At 48.0% G+C, this 22795-nt stretch carries 19 protein-coding genes; 13 read left to right on the forward strand and 6 right to left on the reverse strand.

The window, feature by feature from the left end; genetic code table 11:
* Positions 1–59 precede the first annotated feature (59 nt).
* The 5 genes from DWZ76_RS03845 to DWZ76_RS03870 form a co-directional block, all read right to left on the reverse strand.
* The gene (locus DWZ76_RS03845) at positions 60–434 is read right to left on the reverse strand and encodes a desulfoferrodoxin family protein (RefSeq protein ID WP_107001121.1); all 375 of its coding nucleotides are present in this window, start codon (positions 432–434) and stop codon (positions 60–62) included.
* A 21-nt stretch (positions 435–455) separates the two neighbouring features.
* Positions 456–998, reverse strand: coding sequence for a rubrerythrin (rbr, locus tag DWZ76_RS03850; protein ID WP_107001120.1), 543 nt, complete (start codon positions 996–998; stop codon positions 456–458).
* Positions 999–1070: 72 nt separating this feature from the next.
* Positions 1071–1310 (reverse strand): helix-turn-helix domain-containing protein, encoded by a 240-nt coding sequence (locus DWZ76_RS03855; protein ID WP_242995740.1) that lies wholly within the window; start codon positions 1308–1310, stop codon positions 1071–1073.
* 86 nt (positions 1311–1396) lie between these two features.
* Positions 1397–2176, reverse strand: a complete 780-nt coding sequence (locus DWZ76_RS03860) for a DUF134 domain-containing protein (protein WP_107001119.1) — start codon at positions 2174–2176, stop codon at positions 1397–1399.
* A gap of 241 nt (positions 2177–2417) precedes the next feature.
* Entirely contained in the window at positions 2418–3317 is a 900-nt protein-coding gene (locus DWZ76_RS03870) for an AraC family transcriptional regulator (RefSeq protein WP_107001117.1), read from the reverse strand.
* Positions 3318–3434: 117 nt separating this feature from the next.
* Between DWZ76_RS03870 and DWZ76_RS03875 the strand changes: the two genes are divergently transcribed.
* The 13 genes from DWZ76_RS03875 (at position 3435) to proC (ending at position 21676) form a co-directional block, all read left to right on the forward strand.
* Entirely contained in the window at positions 3435–4613 is a 1179-nt protein-coding gene (locus tag DWZ76_RS03875) for an MFS transporter (protein ID WP_107001116.1), read from the forward strand.
* A 248-nt stretch (positions 4614–4861) separates the two neighbouring features.
* Positions 4862–6814: an oleate hydratase gene (locus tag DWZ76_RS03880; protein WP_107001294.1), complete on the forward strand. Its 1953-nt coding sequence runs from the start codon at positions 4862–4864 to the stop codon at positions 6812–6814.
* A 301-nt stretch (positions 6815–7115) separates the two neighbouring features.
* Positions 7116–8078 carry a hypothetical protein gene (locus DWZ76_RS15250; RefSeq protein ID WP_233430245.1) on the forward strand — a complete coding sequence of 321 codons (963 nt, stop codon included), beginning with the start codon at positions 7116–7118 and terminating at the stop codon, positions 8076–8078.
* A gap of 217 nt (positions 8079–8295) precedes the next feature.
* Entirely contained in the window at positions 8296–10911 is a 2616-nt protein-coding gene (locus DWZ76_RS03890; RefSeq protein ID WP_118293924.1) for a cation-translocating P-type ATPase, read from the forward strand.
* A gap of 283 nt (positions 10912–11194) precedes the next feature.
* On the forward strand, positions 11195–13771 hold the full coding sequence (locus DWZ76_RS03895; protein ID WP_233430244.1) for a transglycosylase domain-containing protein: 2577 nt from the start codon (positions 11195–11197) through the stop codon (positions 13769–13771).
* Between the two features lie 381 nt (positions 13772–14152).
* The gene (locus DWZ76_RS03900) at positions 14153–15232 is read left to right on the forward strand and encodes a Gfo/Idh/MocA family oxidoreductase (RefSeq protein WP_107001112.1); all 1080 of its coding nucleotides are present in this window, start codon (positions 14153–14155) and stop codon (positions 15230–15232) included.
* A 16-nt stretch (positions 15233–15248) separates the two neighbouring features.
* Positions 15249–15965, forward strand: coding sequence for a hypothetical protein (locus DWZ76_RS03905; RefSeq protein WP_107001111.1), 717 nt, complete (start codon positions 15249–15251; stop codon positions 15963–15965).
* 68 nt (positions 15966–16033) lie between these two features.
* Positions 16034–16543 (forward strand): TRAP transporter small permease, encoded by a 510-nt coding sequence (locus DWZ76_RS03910; protein WP_107001110.1) that lies wholly within the window; start codon positions 16034–16036, stop codon positions 16541–16543.
* Positions 16544–16559: 16 nt separating this feature from the next.
* On the forward strand, positions 16560–17840 hold the full coding sequence (locus DWZ76_RS03915; protein ID WP_107001109.1) for a TRAP transporter large permease: 1281 nt from the start codon (positions 16560–16562) through the stop codon (positions 17838–17840).
* Between the two features lie 30 nt (positions 17841–17870).
* Positions 17871–18929, forward strand: coding sequence for a TRAP transporter substrate-binding protein (locus tag DWZ76_RS03920; protein ID WP_182430844.1), 1059 nt, complete (start codon positions 17871–17873; stop codon positions 18927–18929).
* A 35-nt stretch (positions 18930–18964) separates the two neighbouring features.
* Entirely contained in the window at positions 18965–19936 is a 972-nt protein-coding gene (locus DWZ76_RS03925) for a hypothetical protein (protein WP_107001107.1), read from the forward strand.
* A gap of 189 nt (positions 19937–20125) precedes the next feature.
* On the forward strand, positions 20126–20740 hold the full coding sequence (locus DWZ76_RS03930; RefSeq protein ID WP_181357223.1) for a GntR family transcriptional regulator: 615 nt from the start codon (positions 20126–20128) through the stop codon (positions 20738–20740).
* A gap of 105 nt (positions 20741–20845) precedes the next feature.
* A complete protein-coding gene (gene proC, locus DWZ76_RS03935) occupies positions 20846–21676 on the forward strand; it encodes a pyrroline-5-carboxylate reductase (protein WP_107001105.1) in 831 nt (276 codons plus the stop codon).
* Positions 21677–21772: 96 nt separating this feature from the next.
* Here the strand turns inward: proC and DWZ76_RS03940 are convergent, their stop codons facing one another.
* Complete coding sequence (locus DWZ76_RS03940) at positions 21773–22681, reverse strand: AraC family transcriptional regulator (RefSeq protein WP_107001104.1); 909 nt, start codon at positions 22679–22681, stop codon at positions 21773–21775.
* Between the last annotated feature and the right edge of the window lie 114 nt (positions 22682–22795).

Here is a 22795-nt window from a genome sequence, read left to right on the forward strand (position 1 = left end):
TGAATACACACTTGCCGCGATAGGGGTTGAGAAATAGCAACAGATTTTTGAAAGATGAATCACGCTTTCCACAGACTATGGAGGTTGCAATAAGCGTAGACCGCTTCGACTTCATCGCCCTCGCAGAGAGCGAAGCAGACCTCCGGCTTTTCGCCGGGATGCAGTTCCTTGCGCTGATTGCCTTGCTTGGTCTGGAGAGATACCCATTCGATGTAGTGCTCCGGCAGCATAGGATGCTCCAAGGAGCCGACCTTGACATGGACGATGCCGTTTTCTACCGTCCAGACGGGAACATGCTTCTCCACGGCGGCGTCGGTGGTGCCGGGAACGATCTCGCTCATCGGCTCGCCGCAGCAGATGACGGGAACGCCCGTGTCCTTGACCTTGGCAATGATGTTACCGCAATGCTTGCAAATGTAAAACTTCTGCTCCATGATGATTCTCCTTTTCTTTCTTTAATAATTTTCCGCGTGGATCTCAAAATAGCTCTGGGGATGATTGCAGGCAGGGCAGACTTCCGGCGCTTTCTCACCGATCACAATGTGGCCGCAGTTGCGGCACTCCCATACCTTGACCTCACTCTTTGCAAAGACCTCCGCCATCTCCACATTGTGCAGCAGGGCACGGTAGCGCTCCTCATGGTGCTTTTCAATAGCGGCAACCAGACGGAAGCGCTGCGCCAGTTCATGAAAGCCTTCTTCATCGGCGGTTTTGGCAAAGCCGTCGTACATATCCGTCCACTCGTAGTTCTCGCCCTCAGCGGCAGAGAGAAGATTTTCAGAGGTATCGCCAATGCCGTTCAGTTCTTTGAACCACAGCTTAGCATGTTCCTTTTCGTTGTCAGCGGTTTTAAGGAACAACGCCGCGATCTGCTCATAGCCTTCCTTCTTGGCCTTGGATGCAAAATAGGTGTACTTGTTGCGTGCCTCGGACTCACCGGCAAAGGCAGCCATCAGATTTTTTTCGGTTTGAGTACCTGCGTATTTCGTTTCTTTCATGATCGATTCTCCTTTCGGTTTTCTGCTTTCATTATATTAGAATTATGATTTCACTCTGTGACAAAGTCACATCTATTTCAAACGATTTAGTCTGTTCTTATCCCGCAACGTGATCGCGCCTCGTCTTAGTTCTACGAGCCCGTCCTCCGAGAAGCTTTTGAGCATCCGCGCCACCGCCTCCCGCGCCGAGCTGATGTGCTGGGCGATCTGCTCATGGGTCATGCGTATCGTGTCGGAGTCAGTACGTTCCGCTTCGGCAAGGAGAAACTCTGCCAGCCGCCGATCCAATCCCTTGAACATGATCTGCTGCATCGCCCACATCACATCAGAAAAGCGTTTCCATTTCGTGTTCGGTCAAGGATGACCAGAACGGAAGCTGTGTCAGTGTTCGTTCCATATCAATGGCAGCTATGCTTGCCGCAGCCGTGGTTACCGCAGGTGTGACCTTTCTCGCCGTGCTCATGGTCATGGTGATCACAATGAACATTGGGGTCATAGCCCAGATTTCCGCTGAGCAATGCGCTCACCGCTGCATCAGCGTCCCCGCTGACACCGCCGTAGAGCTTGATGCCCGCTTCGGCCAGAGCTGCCTGGGCACCGCCGCCGATGCCCCCGCAAATCAAAGTGTCCACGCCGTTCTGCATCAGGAAGCCTGCCAGTGCGCCGTGACCGCTGCCGTTGGTATCAACAACTTCCGCATGAGTGATTTTGCCGTCTGTAGCTTCATAAAGCTTGAACTGTTCGGTATGGCCGAAATGCTGAAAAATTTGACCGTTTTCATAGGTAACTGCAATTTTCATAATGGAATCTCCTTTGCATTTTTTGTTGGATTTTTCTGTGTTGGCTCTCTGCATCCGGCACCAACGGCCGCAGTGGGCTGCCTCCTGCCCTCCGCAGATGCGGTAGTTTCCTCCGGTGATGTGCAGCGGTTTTCCGTGGACAAGACACGCTGCGATCTTGCGCCGTGCGACTTCGTAAATCTCCTGCACGGTAGAGCGTGAAATGTCCATTTGCACGGCACACTGTTCGTGGGTTTGCTGCTCCAAGTCAACCAGACGAATGACCTCGTATTCGTCCAGCGTCAGCAGGATCGGCTCGGTATTCTCGCACCCATTGGGGCAGAAGGTATCAACTTGTGGTGCGCCACAAATCCGACGGCACCGTGACGGTCTTGGCATGGACGCGTTCCTCCTTTTGTTTTCGGTATATACCGATTATAACACCTCGCACAGAAAAATCAATACAGATTTTTTAAAAGCCGCTGTAATGCTTATCAGAATCTCAAATATAAATATGGAAATCGACATTTTTGGTGCAGAGGATATTCAAATCTCCAAGCTGTGTGTCGGATGCATGAGTTTCGGCAAGGCATTGACCAGAATCCCGCGGATGGCAGCCGGAAATGCAGCGCCGTCCCAATCAGCGGCTTTTCTGTTTCCGGTATTCCGTTGGGGTTAATTGGTAGCGTTTTTTGAATAATCTGCAAAAATAGTCAACGTTATGAAAACCTGTCTCAGAAGAAATGAGACTGACTTTTTTCTCGGTTTTTGAAAGCAACTGACCGGCCTGTTTTAAACGGTAGTTAATGAGATAGTTAACCGGCGTTATATGTAAATATTTCCGAAACAGATTCAAAGCGGTACTTTTACTGACCATTGCCTGTTCTGCAATGTCATCCAATGAGATACTCCGTGAGTAATTTAGATGGATAAATTGCAGCATGAGCTGTAACCGGGCTTGAGAAGCGGTTGAATGATCCTTGTGTTCTTCCTGATATGAAATGTCTGTGTTTTCAAATATTTCCAGCCAGAGATTCTGAAGGAGAGAACTGGTAAGGAGTTCTTTGGATAAAACGGAATCCTGTGCAGAAATAATTTGCCGCATGATAGATAAAACCTTTGCTTGCCAGCATACTTTTTTATGAAATACGAGAAATGGCAATGAGGAAGAAATGATCGGCAGAATATATTTCTGATAAATCAGGCTGTCGCAAGGGGCAATAAAAGAAGGCATAAATACAAAATTGGGAATGAGGGCTTTTGAGGGAGAATAAAGGCGATGGAGTACCTTTGTATTAATGAATATGCCATTTCCTTCGGTTAAATGAAATTGGTCTTCTCCAATCCACAAAGTAACGGTTCCGGATTCAATATAAATAAACTCCAATTCAGTATGCCAGTGCCATTCGATACAGTTGAAATCAAAAACGGACAGATCTTCATAGTAAAACTGGAAAGGATAGAGAGTGCTTCCGTGCTGAGCTGTCTCCATCAAATCTTCACCTGTAATGATTTTGGTATAGGTTGTATTTATATTCATAGAAACCCCACTCTTTGAAACATACTTTACGATATTATACAATAAATTTCGGAAATAAATCAATGAAAATAAAGATGTTATGTTATATAATTCAATAAAAAACGAGGAGTGATGACCATGCCAAATTACCGGAAAACAAAAATAGCCTGTTATATGGGATTTATTACACAGGCAATTGCAGCTAATTTTGCCCCATTGTTATTTTTGAAATTTCATAATGATTATCAGATTGCACTTGGAAAAATCGCGTTGATTTCTACCTGCTTTTTCCTTACACAGTTGTTGGTAGACCTGTTTTGTGCAAAGTTTGTGGACAAAATAGGGTATCGCATCTGTATTGTTACTTCTGAGGTATGTTCCGCAGCAGGATTGGTTGGTCTGGCTTTTTTGCCGGAGCTTTTGCCGGAACCGCTTGTTGGAATTATCCTGAGTGTGATTGTATATGCAGTCGGAAGTGGTCTGATTGAAGTGCTTTGCAGCCCGATCGTGGAGGCGTGTCCATTTGATAACAAAGAGGCAACGATGAGTCTGCTTCACTCTTTTTATTGTTGGGGAGCAGTGGGAACGATTGTGATCTCTACACTGTTTTTTGCGGTGTTTGGCATGGACAGCTGGAAATGGCTGGCTGTCTTATGGGCGCTTGTTCCGGCCATAAATATCTATAATTTTGCAACCTGTCCGATCGAGCATTTGGTAGATGAGGGGGAAGGAATGGGAATAAAAGAACTGTTTCGAAAACCTCTTTTCTGGCTTTCCATATGCTTGATGATTTGCTCCGGTGCATCAGAACTGGCTATGGCACAATGGGCATCTGCTTATGCGGAAGCTGCTCTGGGGCTGTCAAAGACAGTTGGTGACCTGGCCGGTCCCTGCATGTTTGCTGTTACAATGGGGATCAGTCGTATAATTTTCGGAAAATATGGTGATAAAATGGATCTGATGAAATTTATGATCGGATCTGGAATTTTATGTGTGATATGCTACCTGCTTGTTTCTGTATCGTTGAATCCGATATCAGGTTTGATTGGATGTATTATCTGTGGCTTTTCTGTTGGGATTATGTGGCCCGGCACAATCAGTATTTCATCAGAAAGATTTCCGGCAGGTGGAACGGCTATGTTTGCTTTGCTTGCTATGGCGGGGGACCTGGGTGGAAGCATAGGTCCGGGGATTGTTGGACGTGTTACACAAAGTGCAGGAGACAATATTCGTGCAGGTATGGGAGTTGGGCTATTGTTCCCGGTTATTTTATTAATCGTGCTTTTTATTTTTGCAAGGCAAAAAAATAATAAATGAAAGCTTTTTTACAATCAATTCAAAGCCAAGAAGTATAAAGCCAAAGCTCATGAAAAGTCAGTACAAAAGGTAGTAAGAAAATGGAATGACCAAAGGCAAGCGGGAAGTGCCAGAAGATGATGCCCTTGACTTTTCTCCAAAAAAGTTTTACTATCAAACTACTGTTAGATAGTATTAAAAACTAGATATCGGGGTAATGTAAAAAAGAAGTGGTTTGAAAGTTGAAGAAAGGCAGGGGCGATCAGGACATGAATAAGAAAGCATGGAAAGCGGGTGCGGTATCGGCACTGGCAGTTGGAGCGGGGCTGGCGGCAGCGGCGTCGAAGCGGAAAAAGGCAGGAAAAGTGGTTAAGTCGGCTTCGGATTACCGGAATACGGAACGCGGCAGCCAGGAGAAAAACAGCAAGGGAATTTATTATTCGAAGGGAAATTATGAGGCATTTGCGCGCCCGGAGAAACCGGCGGGAATCGAGGGCAAATCGGCTTATATCGTCGGAAGTGGATTGGCTTCTCTGGCGGCGGCGTGTTTTCTTGTGAGAGACGCACAGATGCCGGGAGAAAATATCCATATTCTGGAGGCGATGGAGGTAGCAGGCGGTGCATGTGACGGTATTCAGGATCCGACCCGTGGATATGTGATGCGCGGCGGCCGCGAGATGGAGGATCATTTTGAGTGCTTGTGGGATCTGTTCCGCAGCATCCCGTCCCTGGAGGTGCCGGGGGCATCAGTTCTCGATGAATATTACTGGCTGAATAAACATGATCCGAACTACTCGCTCTGCCGTGCGACGGTCAACCGAGGCGAGGATGCACACACGGACGGCAAATTCCGCTTGAGCCAGAAAGGCAGCATGGAGATCATGAAGCTGTTCTTCACGAAGGATGAGGATCTGTATGACAAATCCATTGAGGATGTGTTTGATAATGAGGTGTTTGATTCGGATTTCTGGCTGTACTGGAGAACAATGTTTGCGTTTGAAAATTGGCACAGTGCATTAGAGATGAAACGCTATTTTCAGCGTTTTATCCACCACATTGGCGGACTTCCGGATTTCTCGGCACTTAAATTTACGCGTTACAACCAGTATGAGTCGCTGATTCTGCCGATGCAGAAATATCTGGAGACGGCAGGCGTCCAGATCCAGTTTGGCACCGAGGTTACGAATGTGCGGTTTGACATCCAGGGTGAGAAAAAGGTTGCGAAGGCGATCGAGTACGTGAAGGGCGGCGAGAAGAAGGAAATCGCGTTGACTGAGGATGATTTTGTCTTTATTACGAACGGAAGCTGTACTGAGGGAACGATCTACGGCGACCAGAATCAGGCACCGGTAGAAGGTGCGGAAGTGCGTACCAGCGGCTGCTGGAGTCTGTGGCGTCAGATTGCTGCGCAGGATCCGGCATTTGGACATCCGGAGAAATTCTGCTCGGATATCCAGAAGACGAACTGGGAGTCTGCGACGGTCACGACTTCGGATGAGACAATCATTTCCCAGATCCGCAAGATTTGCCGCAGGGATCCGAGAAGTGGACGCGTCGTAACAGGCGGTATCGTGAGCTGCCGTGATTCAAGCTGGCTGCTCAGCTGGACGATCAACCGTCAGGGACAGTTCAAAGCGCAGGATAAGGACGAGATCTGCGTCTGGGTATACAGTTTATTTACGGATGTACCGGGCGATTATGTGAAGAAGCCGATGCGCGCCTGCACGGGCAAGGAGATCACCGAAGAATGGCTGTACCATCTCGGAATCCCGGAGGATCAGATCGAGGAACTGGCTGAGAACCATGCGAACTGTACGCCGACGATGATGCCGTATATTACAGCATTCTTTATGCCGCGGCGTGCCGGAGACCGCCCGGACGTTATCCCGGATGGATGTGTCAATGCGGCATTTCTGGGGCAGTTTGCGGAGACCCCGCGTGATACTATTTTCACGACCGAGTATTCCGTCCGCACCGCGATGGAAGCGGTGTATGGCTTGTGCGGCGTAGACCGCGGCGTACCGGAGGTATGGGGAAGTGTCTACGATATCCGCGAGCTTCTGGACAGCACGGTCAAGCTGATGGATGGCAGATCGCCGCTGGAAATGAAGCTGCCGATGCCGCTTGAAGCACTCAAAAAGCCGGTTCTCCGGAAGATTGACAAGACGGTGGTTGGAAAGCTGCTGCGCGATCACGGCGTGCTGAAAGACTGGATGGTGTAAGAGACTGAGGAACGCAGGTGTTACTGGACACGTATGCATGAACAGTAACACGCAGGTAAATATGGCTGCGTTAGATAAAGGAAGACAGGCTGTCACAAACAGAAGGCCCCGGACGGAAATCGTTCGTTTGGCATTCGTGTGGCAGCCTTTTTTTGTGTAACAGGAAATTGTCGTGAGGCACATTCTTTTTCACTTGCCCGTTTTTCTCTGACATGATACAATAAAGATTGGCGTAAATGTAGAAAATTTGAGAAGAAAACGATTTTGAAAAGGATCGTTTGATAGATGTGAGGGAAAATAGATGGATTATTTACTTTGTATCCCGGCGCGGGAGACAAATACGAGAGAGAATTGTGAGAAAATACATAATGTTCTGGCGCGCATGTCCGATACCTACAAACTGCGGATTGTACCGGAACCGGTTAAGAATAAGCAGTTTCCATGTCCACCGTATTACAAGAAATACCGGATCTACAAGCCGGTAAAGGAACGCGATACGAACGGAGAGGCATATCTGGAAAAAGAAGAGGAAGAGATGCTCTTGAGTTCCTGCAAGACGGAGGAAGAGCAGGAACTGATGAAAAGCTGTATCTATGCGTACCAGTATTCGGCGGCGATCGTACTTAAAAGCTTCCGGGAGAAGGAAAAGAAAAATAAGATGCAGGTTCGACCTCTTTCGGAGCGGACACAGGCGCCAAGAGGCGTAAGTGGTCCGAATAGGGGAACACGTCTGGAAACACCGGAAAAAGCCGAAAAGCCGGAACAGGAGCGCAGCGCACAAGAACGTCCGTCTGGCAGTGACAGACCGGAACGATCGGAGAGAAGCTATCGGAACCGTACAGCGGATCGTGCTGCTGAGGGGAATACTGAGCGCACGCAGGGCAGAGAAAGAGCTTGCTCAGAGAGAGAGAGGGCAGCGCGTGTTTCGGGAGCCGAGAGAGCAGCGGACAGACGTAGCGGAAACCGCGCGGTGCCGGAAAATGAGAAACGGGAAGACCGCCCGGCTTCTGGAAGACGGGAGCGGTTTGAGCGCCGTCCACCGCGCAGAGGAGAACGACCAGAAGTGGAGAAAAATGAGGTCGTGAGAGATCCGGCGCAGGGCGAAATTCCGTTCCGCGCTTACATGGAGACAGGCAGCCTCCCGGCGTTCCGGGATACGGCAGCAACGGTGCCTGTACAGCCGATACAGCGGAAGAAAGAAGGTTATATGCCGATGGAGCGCAAACCGGCCGCGCAGACGCAGGAGCCGGAACCACAGGTGTAAGGTATGTGACCGAAACAGAACGATAAAATTAAATCATAGAATTTATAGAATGGCATCGAAACAATAAGAGTTCCGATGCCATTTGAGCATCAAACAGGACTATGCTTTCCATTTCTTTATTCCAACCATTCAGTTCTAATCCCCCCTATTTTCCGCATATGAATAAATGCAGTCTGTGAAAAGTACAGAACAGGGACAGAAAAAGGGGGAAATGCGCATGTATGAGAACCGGACGGTGGAAGAGGTGTGCAGGGAGTTTTCGGTCGATTTGCGGACAGGCTTATCGGCAGCGGAAGTGGAGGTGCGGCAGCGCCATTATGGGGAAAATGAGCTGCGGGAAGCACCACCGCGGAGTCTGATTGTGCGCATCGGGGCACAGCTTTGCGACTCCCTGATTTTTGTGTTGTTTGCGGCAGCCGGGATCTCCCTGCTTTTGGGCGAGTACGGCGATGCGGGGGTAATTCTGGCGGTTGTCGTATTAAATGCCACGGTGGGCGTGATTCAGGAGGGGAAGGCGGAGAAAGCGCTCGAATCCTTAAAACGGATGACGCAGCTGGAGGCGGTTGTGATCCGGGAAGGAAAAGAGCGGGAGATTGCCGCGCGGGAGCTGGTGCCGGGGGATCTGGTCGTGCTCGATGCCGGGCGGCAGGTTCCAGCCGACCTGCGTCTTACCGAGACAGCTGAAATGCGGGCAGAAGAATCAGCGCTGACCGGCGAATCGCGGGCGGTTGAGAAAAACAGCCATTTTTTAGCCGCCGGTGCGCTTCCGGTGGCAGAGCGTAAAAATGAGACATTTATGACTTCTTACGTGACGGCAGGGCGGGGAAAGGGAATTGTCATCGCCACCGGCATGAATACGGAGGTAGGGCGGATTGCTTCTCTGATCCGCGAGGCGCCGGAGGAGGAGACACCGTTGCAAAAAAGGCTGTCGGATCTGGGGAAACTATTGAGTATTCTTACGATCGGGCTGTGCGTTTTATTATTTGCCCTCGCCGTCTGGCAGAAGCGCGACGTGATGGAAATGCTGCTCACTGCGATTTCCCTGGCGGTAGCTGCCGTGCCGGAGGGGCTTCCGACGACGGTGACGATTGTGCTGGCGCTGGGAGTGACGAAAATGGCGCGGGCTGGCACGATCGTGCGCCGTCTTCCGTCCGTGGAAACACTGGGGGCAGTCAGCGTGGTCTGCTCAGATAAAACGGGGACGCTGACGAAAAATGAGATGACGGTGACGACATGTTATGTAAATCGACAGGAGTATACGGAACAGGAATTGGCGCGCTCTAAGGAAAGAGAAGTGGGAAAACGGCTTCTGGAGGTATTTGCGCTGTGCAGCGATGCCGGGGAGACGGTGGGGGATGCCACCGAGCGGGCGCTGTACGGATTTTGTGAAAATTGTGGTGTTTCTCCGGAGCATCTGCGTCGGAGATATCCGCGGAAAGGGGAGATTCCCTTTGATTCGGATCGGAAGAGAATGACGACGGTGCATGAGCAGGGAGAAAACTGGATTTCTTGTGTAAAAGGGGCGCCGGATGTGATTCTTAAAAGGTGTCGTTATGAGATGGAAGAGGACAAAATTGTGCCGCTGACCAGGGAGAGGCGGACAGAGATTGAGGCGGAGATCACGCGTATGTCCGCGCGTGCCCTGCGAGTACTCGCGGGGGCGTATAGGGAGCTTCAAACAGGAAAAATGCCGGATGGAAAGTGGGAGAAACAGGTGGGACAGCTGGAGCAGAACCTGGTATTTCTGGGTCTGGCAGGCATGATGGATCCGCCGAGGGAGGCAGCAGCCGGGGCAGTTGAGGCATTTCGCAGGGCATCTGTGCGGACGGTCATGATCACTGGAGATCATGCAGACACGGCGCTTGCGATCGCCAGGCAGCTGGGGATTGCCAAACGGCGGGAAGAATGCATGACGGGGGCGCAGCTGGAAACGCTGGATGAGGGAGCTCTGGAGGAACGAATCGGTTCTGTATCAGTCTTTGCACGGGTGTCGCCGGAACATAAAGTCCGGATTGTGCGGGCTTTAAAACGCGCCGGGTGCGTGACGGCGATGACCGGGGACGGCGTAAATGATGCGCCGGCGCTTAAATCAGCCGATATCGGGATCGCGATGGGAAAAGGCGGAACCGATGTGGCGCGGCAGGCGGCGGATATGATTTTGACGGATGATAATTTTGCGACGATCGAGAGGGCAATTGAGGAAGGGCGCGGCATCTATGAAAATATACGAAAATCTATACTGTTTCTGCTTTCCTCCAATCTGGGGGAGATTTTAACCATGTTTGCCGCCGTTGCTATCGGAATACCGGCGCCGCTGGGAGCCGGGCACATCCTTTGGATCAATCTGATTACGGACTCGCTTCCGGCGCTGGCACTCGGCATGGATGGAAACGACCGGGAGAACTTGATGCGTCAGCCGCCGCGCCGGACGGGCGAGTCGCTGTTTGCCGGAGGCGGGTGGTTCTGCATGGTATTTTACGGGTCTCTGATTGCAGCAGTCACGCTGGGGGCATTTTTCAGCAGACAGGAGCTTTTGCGGGCACAGACGTATGCATTTACCGTTCTGGGGCTGTCGGAGCTCTTTCATGCGGTCGGCATGCGCTCGCTTACGGGCTCGGCATTTTCACGCAGTCTTGGGAAAAATCCGCTGATGCTTGCGGCAGTCCTTGTGGGGATTCTGATGCAGGTTGCGGTGACGGAGATTCCTTTTTTGATGAAACTCCTTCACACGGTGCGGCTGCGCCCGGCAGAGTGGCTGGCGCTTCTCCTGTTATCCGCCACGCCGCTGTTAGTGCATGAACTTCTAGCATTTCTTTTTCGGAAACGGCATTGATATAGCGAAAATGCAGTTTACAGATAGGCATTTTTGAAGCCACGGAAAAATCCGTTACTGGGCATGTGTGCGTGAACAGTAACACGCGGTAGGAGATTGGGCAGATTTCGAAAACAGGCTTGTTCTTTTGGACAAAAAAACTTATAATAAAATGGAGTCCAAGCTGATTTTGTCAGAAAAGTATAAAAAGTTGCTGTCCGCAGACTGGCATTATTGAAGCCTGAGGTGCCGCATGAAATTAGAATGGCAGCAATCATAGATACATAGGAAGATGAGGGAAGAGATGAGGGAGAAACAGACGAGAGAGGACGCCTCCGGCGTTCGAAAGAAACCGGCAGCTTCATCCGCACGATCTTCGGGCAGGCGGGGCACCGCAAAGAAAAGCGGGAAAATCGATGTCGGCAAGCGAAAGAAAGCGGGCAAAAATAACAGCTGGAGCGGTGGGCGGATCGTGTTCCATGCGATGGCAAGGATCTTTGGAACCATGTTCAAGACGCTTCTGGTGTGTCTGGTACTGCTGGTGATTGGCGGTGCCGGATTTGGAGCATATAAGCTGATTCCGCTCTATGAGGACTATAAAAGCCAGATAGAGGGAGTGGTGGAAAACAGTACGCTGGATACATTCCGTTTGCAGGAGGCAAGTTATATTTATGATTCCAACGGTAATGTGCTGGCGAAGCTGACGGGAGACGAGGATTCCAGTTATTTGAAGTATGACCAGATACCGCAGAATGCAGTCAACGCATTTGTGGCGATCGAGGATCGGACGTTCTGGGAAAATCCAGGCATTGATATAAAAGGTATTTTCCGTGTCGCAGTCAATTACTTTTTGACTGAGGGAGCAGAAAAGCACGGCGCGAGTACGATCACCCAGCAGTTAGCGAGAAACCGTTTTCTGACCCGCGAGGTGTCGATGGAGCGGAAGATCAAGGAGATGCTGATTTCCTTAGATCTGACGAAGAAATACACCAAAGAGCAGATTATGGAGTTCTATATCAATGATATCAGCTTCGCGAACACGTACTACGGGCTTCAGGCGGCTGCAAGAGGTTATTTTGGCAAGGATGCGGATGAACTGTCCTTGAGCCAGACGGCATATTTGTGTGCGATTCCGAACTCGCCGACGTATTACAACCCGTACCGTCATCCGGAAAATGCGCTGACACGCCGCGATAAGATTCTGGAAGATATGCTGAGTATGGGATTTATTACGGAGAAAGCGTGCAAAGAGGCAAAGGCGGAGGAGATCACGGTCAACCGCCAGAGAGTGCCGCTGCACAACTATGAGACGACGTATGCGATCGACTGTGCGATTCGCTATCTGATGCGCCGTGACGGCTTTGAATTCCAGTATGGATTCCGCAGCGACGAGGCTTACAAAGAGTACAATGCCAATTACAACGAGGTGTACAACCAGGAGCGCGATGCGCTCTACACGGGCGGCTATAACCTTTATACCTCGTTGGATCCGGACAAGCAGACGATCCTGCAGGATGCATTAGATGGAGTTTTGTCCTTTGATGGCAATACATCCGAAAACGGCGTTTACAAGCTGCAAGGCGCGTCCACCGTTATTGACAACAAGACGAACCGCGTCGTGGCGATTGTGGGTGGACGTAGTCAGGAGACGGATACCTACACATTAAACCGTGCGTTCCAGAGCCCGAGACAGCCGGGAAGTTCTATCAAACCGTTGATCGTGTATACACCGGCACTGGAAAATGGTTACACATCGGAAACAAAGATTCCGAATATCGATATTGACGCGGCGAAGCAGAAGGGCGTGGATGTGAAGTCCCTTTCCGGCGAGAGGCTGGAGCTTCGAAATGCGGTCGAGCGAAGTAAAAATGGTGTGGCATGGTATATCTATGATGATATCACACCGGATGTCGGCATGGCATATTTAACCCAGATGCGCTTCGCGAGCGTGCAGGCGGCGGACTATTATCCGGCGACCTCCCTGGGCGGCTTTACCACCGGTATGACGACCGAGGAGATGGCGGGCGCTTATGCAGCGCTGTCAGACCGGGGACAGTACCGCGAACCGACCTGTATTATCAAGATGATCAATAACCAGGGCGAAGATATTTTTGAAGATTATGAATCGGTTCAGGTTTACCAGGAGAGCAGCGCCGTGATGATGACCGATATTTTAAAGGGAGTTGTCACAAAAGGTACGGCGGCATCGATGGGGTGGAGCGGCAATATAGAGGCGGCCGGAAAGACCGGTACGACCAACGGCAGCCGTGACGGCTGGTTCTGCGGCATGACGCCATATTATACGATGACGGTCTGGGTTGGCTACGACCAGCAGAAGACACTTTCCAGCCTGTACGGCGGCACGTATCCGGCGAAGATCTGGAAAAATGCGATGGAAAAGATGGTAGAGGGGCTTCCGGCGGCGTCCTTTGATACCCCGGAGACGGACAATGGACGCGGAGAAGGAACCTATCTGGCAGGTCATCCGGATGCATTTGAAATCACAACCAGCGGATATACCGCGGCGAATTTCAGAAGGGATCATTTGCTCTCGGATGAGGCGGCGAAGCTTCTGGAGTCTGCAAAGAGCGGCGATTCCGGCCGCAGCAGCAAGGAGTTAAAAGAAGACGCCAGCGCCAAGATCGAGCAGATCAAGAGCGAATCCATCAAAGAGCGGATGCAGCGGATCCACAAGACGGGTACGGCAGGAAAACGGTATTCAGCCCCGGCGGTGGTGCCGGAAACACCTGCCGAGACAGTTGAAGATCCGGCAGAATCTAGCACGACGATCGTGCCGGCAGGACCGGGCAGCGACATCGGACCAGGACACGGTCCGGCGCAGGAACCGGCAGTGGGTCCGGCGGCGGAGATTGGGCAGTAAAGAATTGAAAATGAGAAGAGTCATTTGATGCAGAGACATTAAATGGCTCTTCTTTGTTTTGTAGAAAAGAATTGTTCTATGAAATCTGTTCAAGATTTATGTGGAATCAATGGCGGAAGAATATTTGAATGAGAATAAAATTGACCGATTGTTTATGCAATAAGGGAAATATGGGGGAAAATGGATTGGAAATGTACAATACAATGAAATAAAACATGATAAAAGATCAATACGATTTAAAGTTCGTCAAATAAAATCAGAAAACGACTTGAAAATAAAAAAATAAAGTGCTAATATATCAGTAAGATATCTGAGATATATTAAAGAAAACAAAGTGCATGTACTAATAAAAGATTAAAAAAGAAAGGAAGGAAAAAGAGTATGGGCGACAAAATCAGATTTGGTATTATCGGCGGCGGTATGGCAGGTCCGTTAAATGCAGGAGCACTTCGGGATATCCCGGAAGCAGAGGTTGTTGCATTCTGTGACGTGAAAGAGGATGTGGCAAAGGAATTCAGCAAAGAGTACAATATTCCGTCTTATTACACGGATTATAAAGAGATGCTGAAACGAGATGATATCGATGCTGTCTGTGTAGTAACACCTCCATTCCTGCATGAGCAGATGGTTGTGGACTGTGCGAAGGCTGGCAAACACGTAATGTGTGAGAAACCAATTTCTGTCGATTGTAATGCAGCTGACAGGATGATTGCAGCATGTAAAGAAGCGGGCGTTAAATTTGGTGTTATCTTTATGTACCGTTTCATGGATCAGGCTCAGCTGATCAAGAAAGCGCTGGATGAAGGCAAGCTTGGTAAACTTCTTTCGGTTGATTGTTCTGGAAAATGCTTCCGAAGCGATGAATACTATGCTTCCGGTGCATGGAGAGGTACATGGAAAGGTGAGGGCGGCGGTTCCCTGATTAGCCAGACCGTTCATTTTATTGACTTAATGCTTTATTTAGTCGGCGATGTAGAGAGACTGACTGGTAATTATATGACAACCCTGCATCCGGATATTGAAGTAGATGACGTAGCCAACGCAATATTCAAATTTAAGAATGGGGCGTTGGGAAGCCTGGTAAGTAGTAGTGCAGTCCGTCCGGGTTATCCGCGTCACATCGAAATCCATGGTGAAAAAGGTACGATCAAGATTGTGGAAGAAGAGATCGTAGAATGGAAAGTAGAAGGCATGAACGAGGATGATTACCTGACCAAGGTAAAAGTTGACTCTGGTGATACAGCAACGGGTGCTGGCTATGTGGCAACCGAAAATCACAGAAGACAGCTTACTGATTTCATCCATGCGATCAAAGAAGATCGTGAGCCGATGGTAGACGGCGTAGAGGGAAGAAGAACACTTGAATTTATCCGTGCGATTTATCAGTCGAGCGACCTTGGTAAAGAAGTGCATTTCCCGATCCAGGAAGATGAAAAATACGGAAAGAAGACAGCTTGGTAATAAGGAGGTATAGATTATGGAAAAGAAGATGTATACAGAGACGTTGGAAAAGGTTCGCAATGATTATGCGGTTCGCAATATTGATAAATTAGAGGCAGCGATCAAAGCCGGTGATATGGAAAAAGCGCTGGAGCTGCACAAATTAAATGTAGAGAAAAAGACAGGATTTCACCATTTCGCAGTCCGCTGGGTAAATCAGACATTACGCAATTTCAAGAAATGGGCACCGGATGAGGCGATCTTTGAATGTATGGAAGACTATGCATTATGGTGCTATCCGCCATGTCTGCAGGACTGGATGGAGAAATATAAAGCGGGTCAGGCTACATATAAAGATTTCCCAATGGAAGATTTCCTGGAGAACCGTGCAGTATTATGGTCTGCTCTTCATGATAACGGCGATCAGATTTGGGAAGAGGATGAGGAGAAGATTACCTTTACACTTCCGCGTTGTAACAGCGGCGGCTGGCTGGTAACCGAATGTCAAGACAAGGTACAGACTTTAGATAAACCGGATCCAAGAGCTTATAATAAGGAAGGATTCCAGTGCTACTGCCTGAACTGTACAACCATGTGGGAGTTTGGTTGGTACAAATGGTTTGGATGGCCATTATTCATTATGGATGTGCCGACTATCGGCAGTGACGGTAAGTGCGTGATGGTTATGTACAAAGATCCGAAAGATATCCCGGATTCTTACTATGAGAAACGCGGCTTAGAGAGAAAGATCTAATAAAAAACCGGCGGCAGTTTCACCGGCTGCCGCCTTTGTAAAAACTATCCAGGAAAGGGGGATACATTATGAAAGAAAAGGGGAACCCACTTCTCCAGATAATTCGAAATGTAAATGATGCGGTAGTAGTTGTTCTTTTCCTTGCGATGACAATTACAGTTATTATTCAGGTTTTTTTTCGTTTTGTAATACAGAGTCCTCTTAGATGGACCGAAGAATTAGCGAGATATCTGATGATATGGCTGGTATTGATGGCATCGGCGATTGCGATGAGAAATCGTTCTCACCTTCAGGTAGATGTTCTGACATCTGCACTTCCGCAAAAGCCGAAACGCATTTTGACCGCGATTGTAGATCTTTTAACGATTGTTTTCTTATGTATTATGACATATTTCGGGTTCAAAGTAGTACAGTCTACGACGGCTCAGACGTCTCCGGCGATGCAGATTCCGATGGCTTTGATTTACGCGGCATTCCCAACCGGTGGAGTTTTGATGATTATGGAACAGCTCCTTACCTTTATCGAACGCTTAAAAAACAAGAATGCACCGGAAGAACCGAGAGAATTTATAGATTAGTAAAGGAGGCTGCGATATGTTAGGATTTTTATTTATCTGTATTTTGTGTCTGTTTCTAATCGGAGCCCCTATTTTTGTTGCACTCGGAATGGGAACGACACTTTCGATTATGCTTGAGGGAAATTTCCCATTGGTTCTGGTACCGCAGAGAATGTTTGCGGGTCTTGACAGCTGGCCGATCATGGCGATTCCGATGTTCATGCTGGCAGGAAATCTGATGGATCAGGGCGGTATGTCCAAACGGATTGTAGATTTTGCAAGTGCGTCGATCGGCTTTGTAAAAGGAAGTCTGGCGATGGTAGCCGTACTGGCATCCATGATTTTCGCGGCAATTTCCGGTTCAGCAACGGCTGGAACAGCAGCAATCGGTTCGATCATGACGCCTGCATTTAAAGAAAAAGGCTATAACATGAGTTTCGTAACGGTTCTGCTCTCAGCAGCAGGAAGTATCGGACCGATTATTCCGCCAAGTATCTTAATGGTTCTGATTGGATATTCCACAGGTGCATCTGTTGGTCAGTTATTCCTCGGAGGCGCTATTCCTGGAGTTATGATTGGTGTGGCACTGATGGTCTACTCCTATATTCACGCTTCCAGGGGCGGAGATGCATATATCCAGACAACCAAGTTTGATCCGAAAGAAGTACGGAGAACGATGTTTTCTGCACTTCCTGGTTTAGGACTTCCGATTATCATTATCGGTGGTATCATCAGCGGTATCTTTTCTGCAACTGAAGCAGCGGCTGTGGCGGTTGTCTATGGCTTCCTGGTAGGTATGTTTATTTACAAAGAAATTACATTGAAAGATTTACCTGGTATTTTTGTTAAGTCCGCGCAGACAGCGGCTGGCATCATGATTATCACAGGCTGCGCTTATATCTTTGCATGGTTTATCACAGCAAAACAGCTGCCGCAGCTCTTAATCCAGGTTATGAATACATTCATCACAAGTAAGACTGCATTCCTTATTTTCTTAAATATTGCGCTGTTCTTAGTTGGAATGTTTATGGAAAGTTTCTCTGCAATTATCGTTTTAATGCCGATCTTATTCCCGGTAGCAACCGCTTATGGAATCGACCCGATTCACTTTGGTGTTATTGTCTGCATCAACCTGGCGATTGGATACGTAACACCGCCTTATGGAGCAACTTTATTCGTTGCCTGTGGATTGACCGGCAAGAGTGTAAGAGAGGTATTCCCGTTTGTAATTCCTACGATTCTTGCAATGTTAGTTGTACTGATTATTGTTACATATCTCCCGCAGACCTATTTATGGCTGCCGCAGTTAATGGGATAAGAAGATGAAATGAAAGGAGGATTTATTGATATGAAGAAAAATGTGAAACGGTTTGTAAGCATGACGATGGCGATGCTGGTGGCAGCTGGCTCTCTGGCAGGATGTGGAGGAGGCGGCAGCGCTTCCACAGGAGAGTCCGCAAAGGCAGCGGCTAATACAGGCGGTTCATCCGGTGGTGCGGTGACCGTAAAGGTTTCCTTATCACAGGCAGCAACCGAACCTCCGGTAAAAGCAGCGGAATATTTTAAAGAGATTGTGGAAGAGCGATCCAATGGCGAAATTAAAGTAGAAATATATCCGGATAACCAGCTTGGCAATGAGCGAGATGTCATTGAGGGTATGCAGCTTGGCACCGTAGAGATGGCGATGACGTCGGTAGCGCCGTTCTCCAGCTTTGTTCCATCTGTTAATATATTCTGCCTTCCGTTCCTCTGGAGAGATAAGGAACATATGTATTCCGTTCTGGACTCTGACGAGATTGGAATGTCCTATAGCGGTGACTGTGAGGAGAAAGGCTTCCATCTGATGGGCTTCCTGGATTTGGGAACCAGACATATCATGACAACGCAGAAGACGATCAACAGTATCGAGGATTTAAAGAATCTCAAGATCCGGACCATGGAAAATCAGGTACAGCTGGATTCCTTTACCGCATTCGGCGCAAGCCCGCTGCCGATGGCATACGGCGAATTATACACAGCGCTGCAGCAGAACATTATTGACGGTGCAGAAGCGGCCAATACAAACTATTATTCCAAGAAGTTTTATGAGGCAGCGCCGCACTGGGCAATGGTTGGATGGACCAACGACTTAGGTATCTGCGTAGTTGCTAAGAATTTCTATGATTCTCTTTCGGACGAGCACAAACAGATTATCGATGAGTGCACCAAAGAAATGATCGATAAAGAGAGAGAACTTTATACAGCATCTGAGGATGAGTGCTTGGAACTGTTAAATGGAGAGGGCATCGAAATCACAGAGCCGGATCGCGAACCATTTATCGAGGCAGCCCAGAGCGTATATGATCAGTGGGGCGATAAAGTAGGCGGAAGAGATAAAATTGACGCAATCGTTAATTTTGGAAAATAAAATGTGTTCAGTGACAGAGAAAGGCAAAGGTGTATATGGGATTTGATTATCAAAGTTTTTTGAATGACAAGATTTTTGAAGAATTAAACAAGATAAAAGCCTTTTCTCCGGAGGTTATTGAGCAGGAAGCGGCGGCGCGAAAAAAACCGGGATTTCCGCATGATAAGCTGGTATTTGCGGCAGCGGATCACAATGCCAGAATGATCAATGAGTACAAAGGAAATCCGATTGGTTTAAGTAATAGGCGGGAGTATTTATCCCGCCTGGTGCGGATGCTGCAGAGTGATCAGATTGATGGAATCGAGGCGACACCGGATATTATTGAAGATTTATTTATCCTCAATAAGTTGCAGCGGGAACGTGGAGAAAAGGCGTTTCTGGATGGGAAGATGCTGGTTGGCACTGTGAACCGGGGCGGTCTGAAAAATACGGTATGGGAGATGGACGATATGCCGTCCTGTTATACAGTCGATCGCCTAGTGAAACTTCGGATGGACGGTGTAAAGTTTATGATCCGTCTGAATCCGATGGATGAGCGAAGCAAATATACGGTTCGGTACTGTGCAGAAGCTGTCAATGCAGCAGAGTCAGCTGGTCTTCCAATTTTTATCGAGGCGCTGTATGTAGAAACGACGGAAACGGGGTTTACGATGAAGACGGATTCAGAGAGTCTGTGTAAGGTAGTCGGCGTGGTAGGCGCTCTTGGCTGCCGTGCATCCGGCAAATGGATTGAAGTTCCGCTGAATCATGAATATGCAGTTCCGACGGCGGCGACCACCTGTCCGGTGCTGGTAGTTCCAGACGAGGTAAAGAGTGAGCCGATTGAGGTTGTAGAAGAGTACACGAAAGAGATCGGAATCAGCAGCAATATCCGCGGAATCTTGCTGGGACGAAATGTTATGTACAATGAATCGGATCCGCTTCCAATCGCGGAAGCGATCGCGGATATCTGGCATAAGGGCGGCAACGCGGAAGAAAATTACAAGCGATGCGTCGAAAAATTATAAAAAAAATAGGGCATATCAGGTTACTGGGCATGTATGCGTGAACAGTAACTATATCAGAAACGGGGTATATACAAAAGTCTAATTGAATTTGATCCTTATTTGCGCTATTATAAAAATAAGCATTCCTGTAGACTAAAAGAAGTTGGATGCAAATCACAGATTTGTTCTACAAGAAAGATGAGGGAAACAATGCGAGTTAGTGATGTGGCATACGAGAAGATTAAGATGATGATTATTACAGCCAGACTTCGCCCCGGACAGACATTAGTAGAGGCTGAATTGATGGAAGAGCTGGGGATGGGACGAACTCCCATCCGTGAGGCACTGAATCGACTGGCATGGGAAAACTTTGTGAAAATTGTCCCGAGACAATGTATTATGGTAAATGAGATTTCCTTATATGAAGTGGAATCGATTTATCAGATGAGATTTGCTCTGTCTCCACTTGAATCAGAGCTTGCTGCTATGAATCGGACGGAAGAAGATTTAAAGCGGCTGAAAGACAGCCTGGAAGTCCTGAGAGAGGAGACAGATGCGGAAGAAAGAGTTCTTTTGGATCGAGCATTTCATAGAATTATTTCTTCTATGACTAGGAATCCGTTTCTTGAGCGGGAGATGAATAATTACCAGGATTTGAGTATTCGTCTTCTGTTTTTAAACCGGATTAATTTATCTTCGATTGATGATATGGATATTGGACATCATGAGGAAATTTATCGTTGTCTTCAGGAGAGAGATGTAGATAAATTGATATCGGTTCAGAAAGCGCATGTTCAGGCATTTAAAGAAAAATTTATCCGCTGAGAGCGGGAACTTCCCTTCGCTGAAAGGCGAAGGGAAATATAAGCCACATAAGATATATTTGAAGTATATTACTAACTCGGACTTTAAGTTGAAAGGAGACCAGCTATGAAAAAAATTGCTTTTATTGGAAGTGGAACTATGGGTACAGCTCTTGCAACGGCAGCCTGCAAGGGAATTGATCCATCGGAAGTTGTGATTACAGATGTGGTTACAGAAAAAGGACAGAAATTAGCGGACGAGCTGGGATGCAACTTTGTTGAGACCAATGGAGAAGCGATCAAGGCAGCTCATTATGTTGTGTTCTGTGTAAAACCGCAGTTTTTAAAGAGTGTTCTGGAAGAGGTGAAACCGGTCTTTGCGGCATGTGCAGAAGAAGGGCAGGAAAAAATTATCGTTTCGATTGTAGCGGGTGTTGAGGTTTCAACCTATATGAAAGAATTAGAGTTAGAAGGAAAGAATGTTCCGGTTATCCGTATTCTCCCGAATACAGCCTGCTTGATTGGAAAAGGTTTTATCCTGATCGAACAGGGCGACAGCTACACGAAGGAACAGGAGGACGAATTCCGGTATATTCTACGTGAAGCCGGTGGATTTGACAGCCTTCCGGCCTCCCAGTTTGTGGCAGGCACGGTATTAACATCTACATCCCCGGCGTTTATCGCAATGTTTGCTAATTCTCTGGCAGACGGCGGCGTTTACAATGGTCTTTTACGTTATCAGGCGAGAAGATATGCACTGGAAGGAATCCTTGGAACCGTGCAGCTGTTTTTACAGAGCGAAAAGCATCTTGAGAATTTAAAAGATGATGTGTGTTCTCCGGCTGGTCCGGCGATGATCGGTGTGAAGACACTGGAAGACCGTGGGTTCCGCAGCAGCGTGATCAATGCGGTTGTCGATGCTTATAAACGATTTGATGAAATTGGAAAATTAAAATAATCGTTGCATCATCCTGAAAAAGCCCCCCTTTATATTTTTATACCACCTTAGCAGCCGGTCGGTTTCCCTGATGAAGAGAAGCCGGCCGGTTTTCCATTAACTGCTTGGGATATCTGGTTTTGATAAGTGTTGTTTCCGGTACTGTGCTGGTGTGCAGCCAATGATCCGTTTGAATGTGGCGATGTAATTGCTGACCTGGTTGTATCCGACCAGTCCGGCAATCTGTGAGATGGGCAGATCGCGGTGAAGGAGGGAAACACTGGTCTGGATGCGGTAATTAGTTAAATATCCATAGGGAGTTGTGTGAAGAATATTTTGAAAAATCCGGCAGCATTCTCCGACGCTGATATTGGCTGATGCAGCCAGGTCTGAGAGCTGTAAATCATCTGCGTAATGTGCATAGATGAACAGGAGAATGGATTGCAGGCGCTGCTGGCGCAGGAGGTTAATAGAGGTAGAATTCCCACTGCTGTGAAAATTGGAAATCAACAGATTCCACATCGAGGTAATCTTAATGCAGATAGAATATTCATTGCCTTTAACCTGATTGGAAAGAAATAAATCGGTTATTTTTTTGTGCAGTCCGATCAACTCTTTCTGCCATTCGGATTCCGGGTGAATAGAGAAAGCGGAGAATTTCCCGCCGGCGGTATAGGGCAGGACGTAGTCCTGATCCATGCGGCTTCCAGGAAAAAAGGCAAGAAGGCGGTAAGGAAAATTGAGGCTCGCATAGGAGCCGTCTTCCGACATCTGTGTGACGGCATGAATCAGGGAGGTGTTGACGAAAATCAGATCTCCAGCCTGTCCGGGCAGAGAAAGATTATCTACCTGCATTGTCAATGTTCCGCTTAGTACGAGGGTAAACTGCAGCTCATCATGCCAGTGGAAGTCGCGCAGCCAGCGTCCCGGCGGCTGCATGGAATGAATATCAGAATAGTAGACATTGACCGGAAAATCTTGATCTTGATAGTGGTTGATTTCCTGTAACTGGGAAGTAGATTTCAAAGGATCCCTTCTTTCTATAAAAATTCAATATGTTAAGATTTTGGTATTTTTAGTTATTGATATTGTACCATTTCCACATAAGAATTGCTATACTTTTAAACGAAAAGAGATTTA

This window comes from Clostridium sp. AF35-15 (assembly GCF_003477745.1).
GTDB classification, from domain to species: domain Bacteria; phylum Bacillota; class Clostridia; order Lachnospirales; family Lachnospiraceae; genus Otoolea; species Otoolea fessa.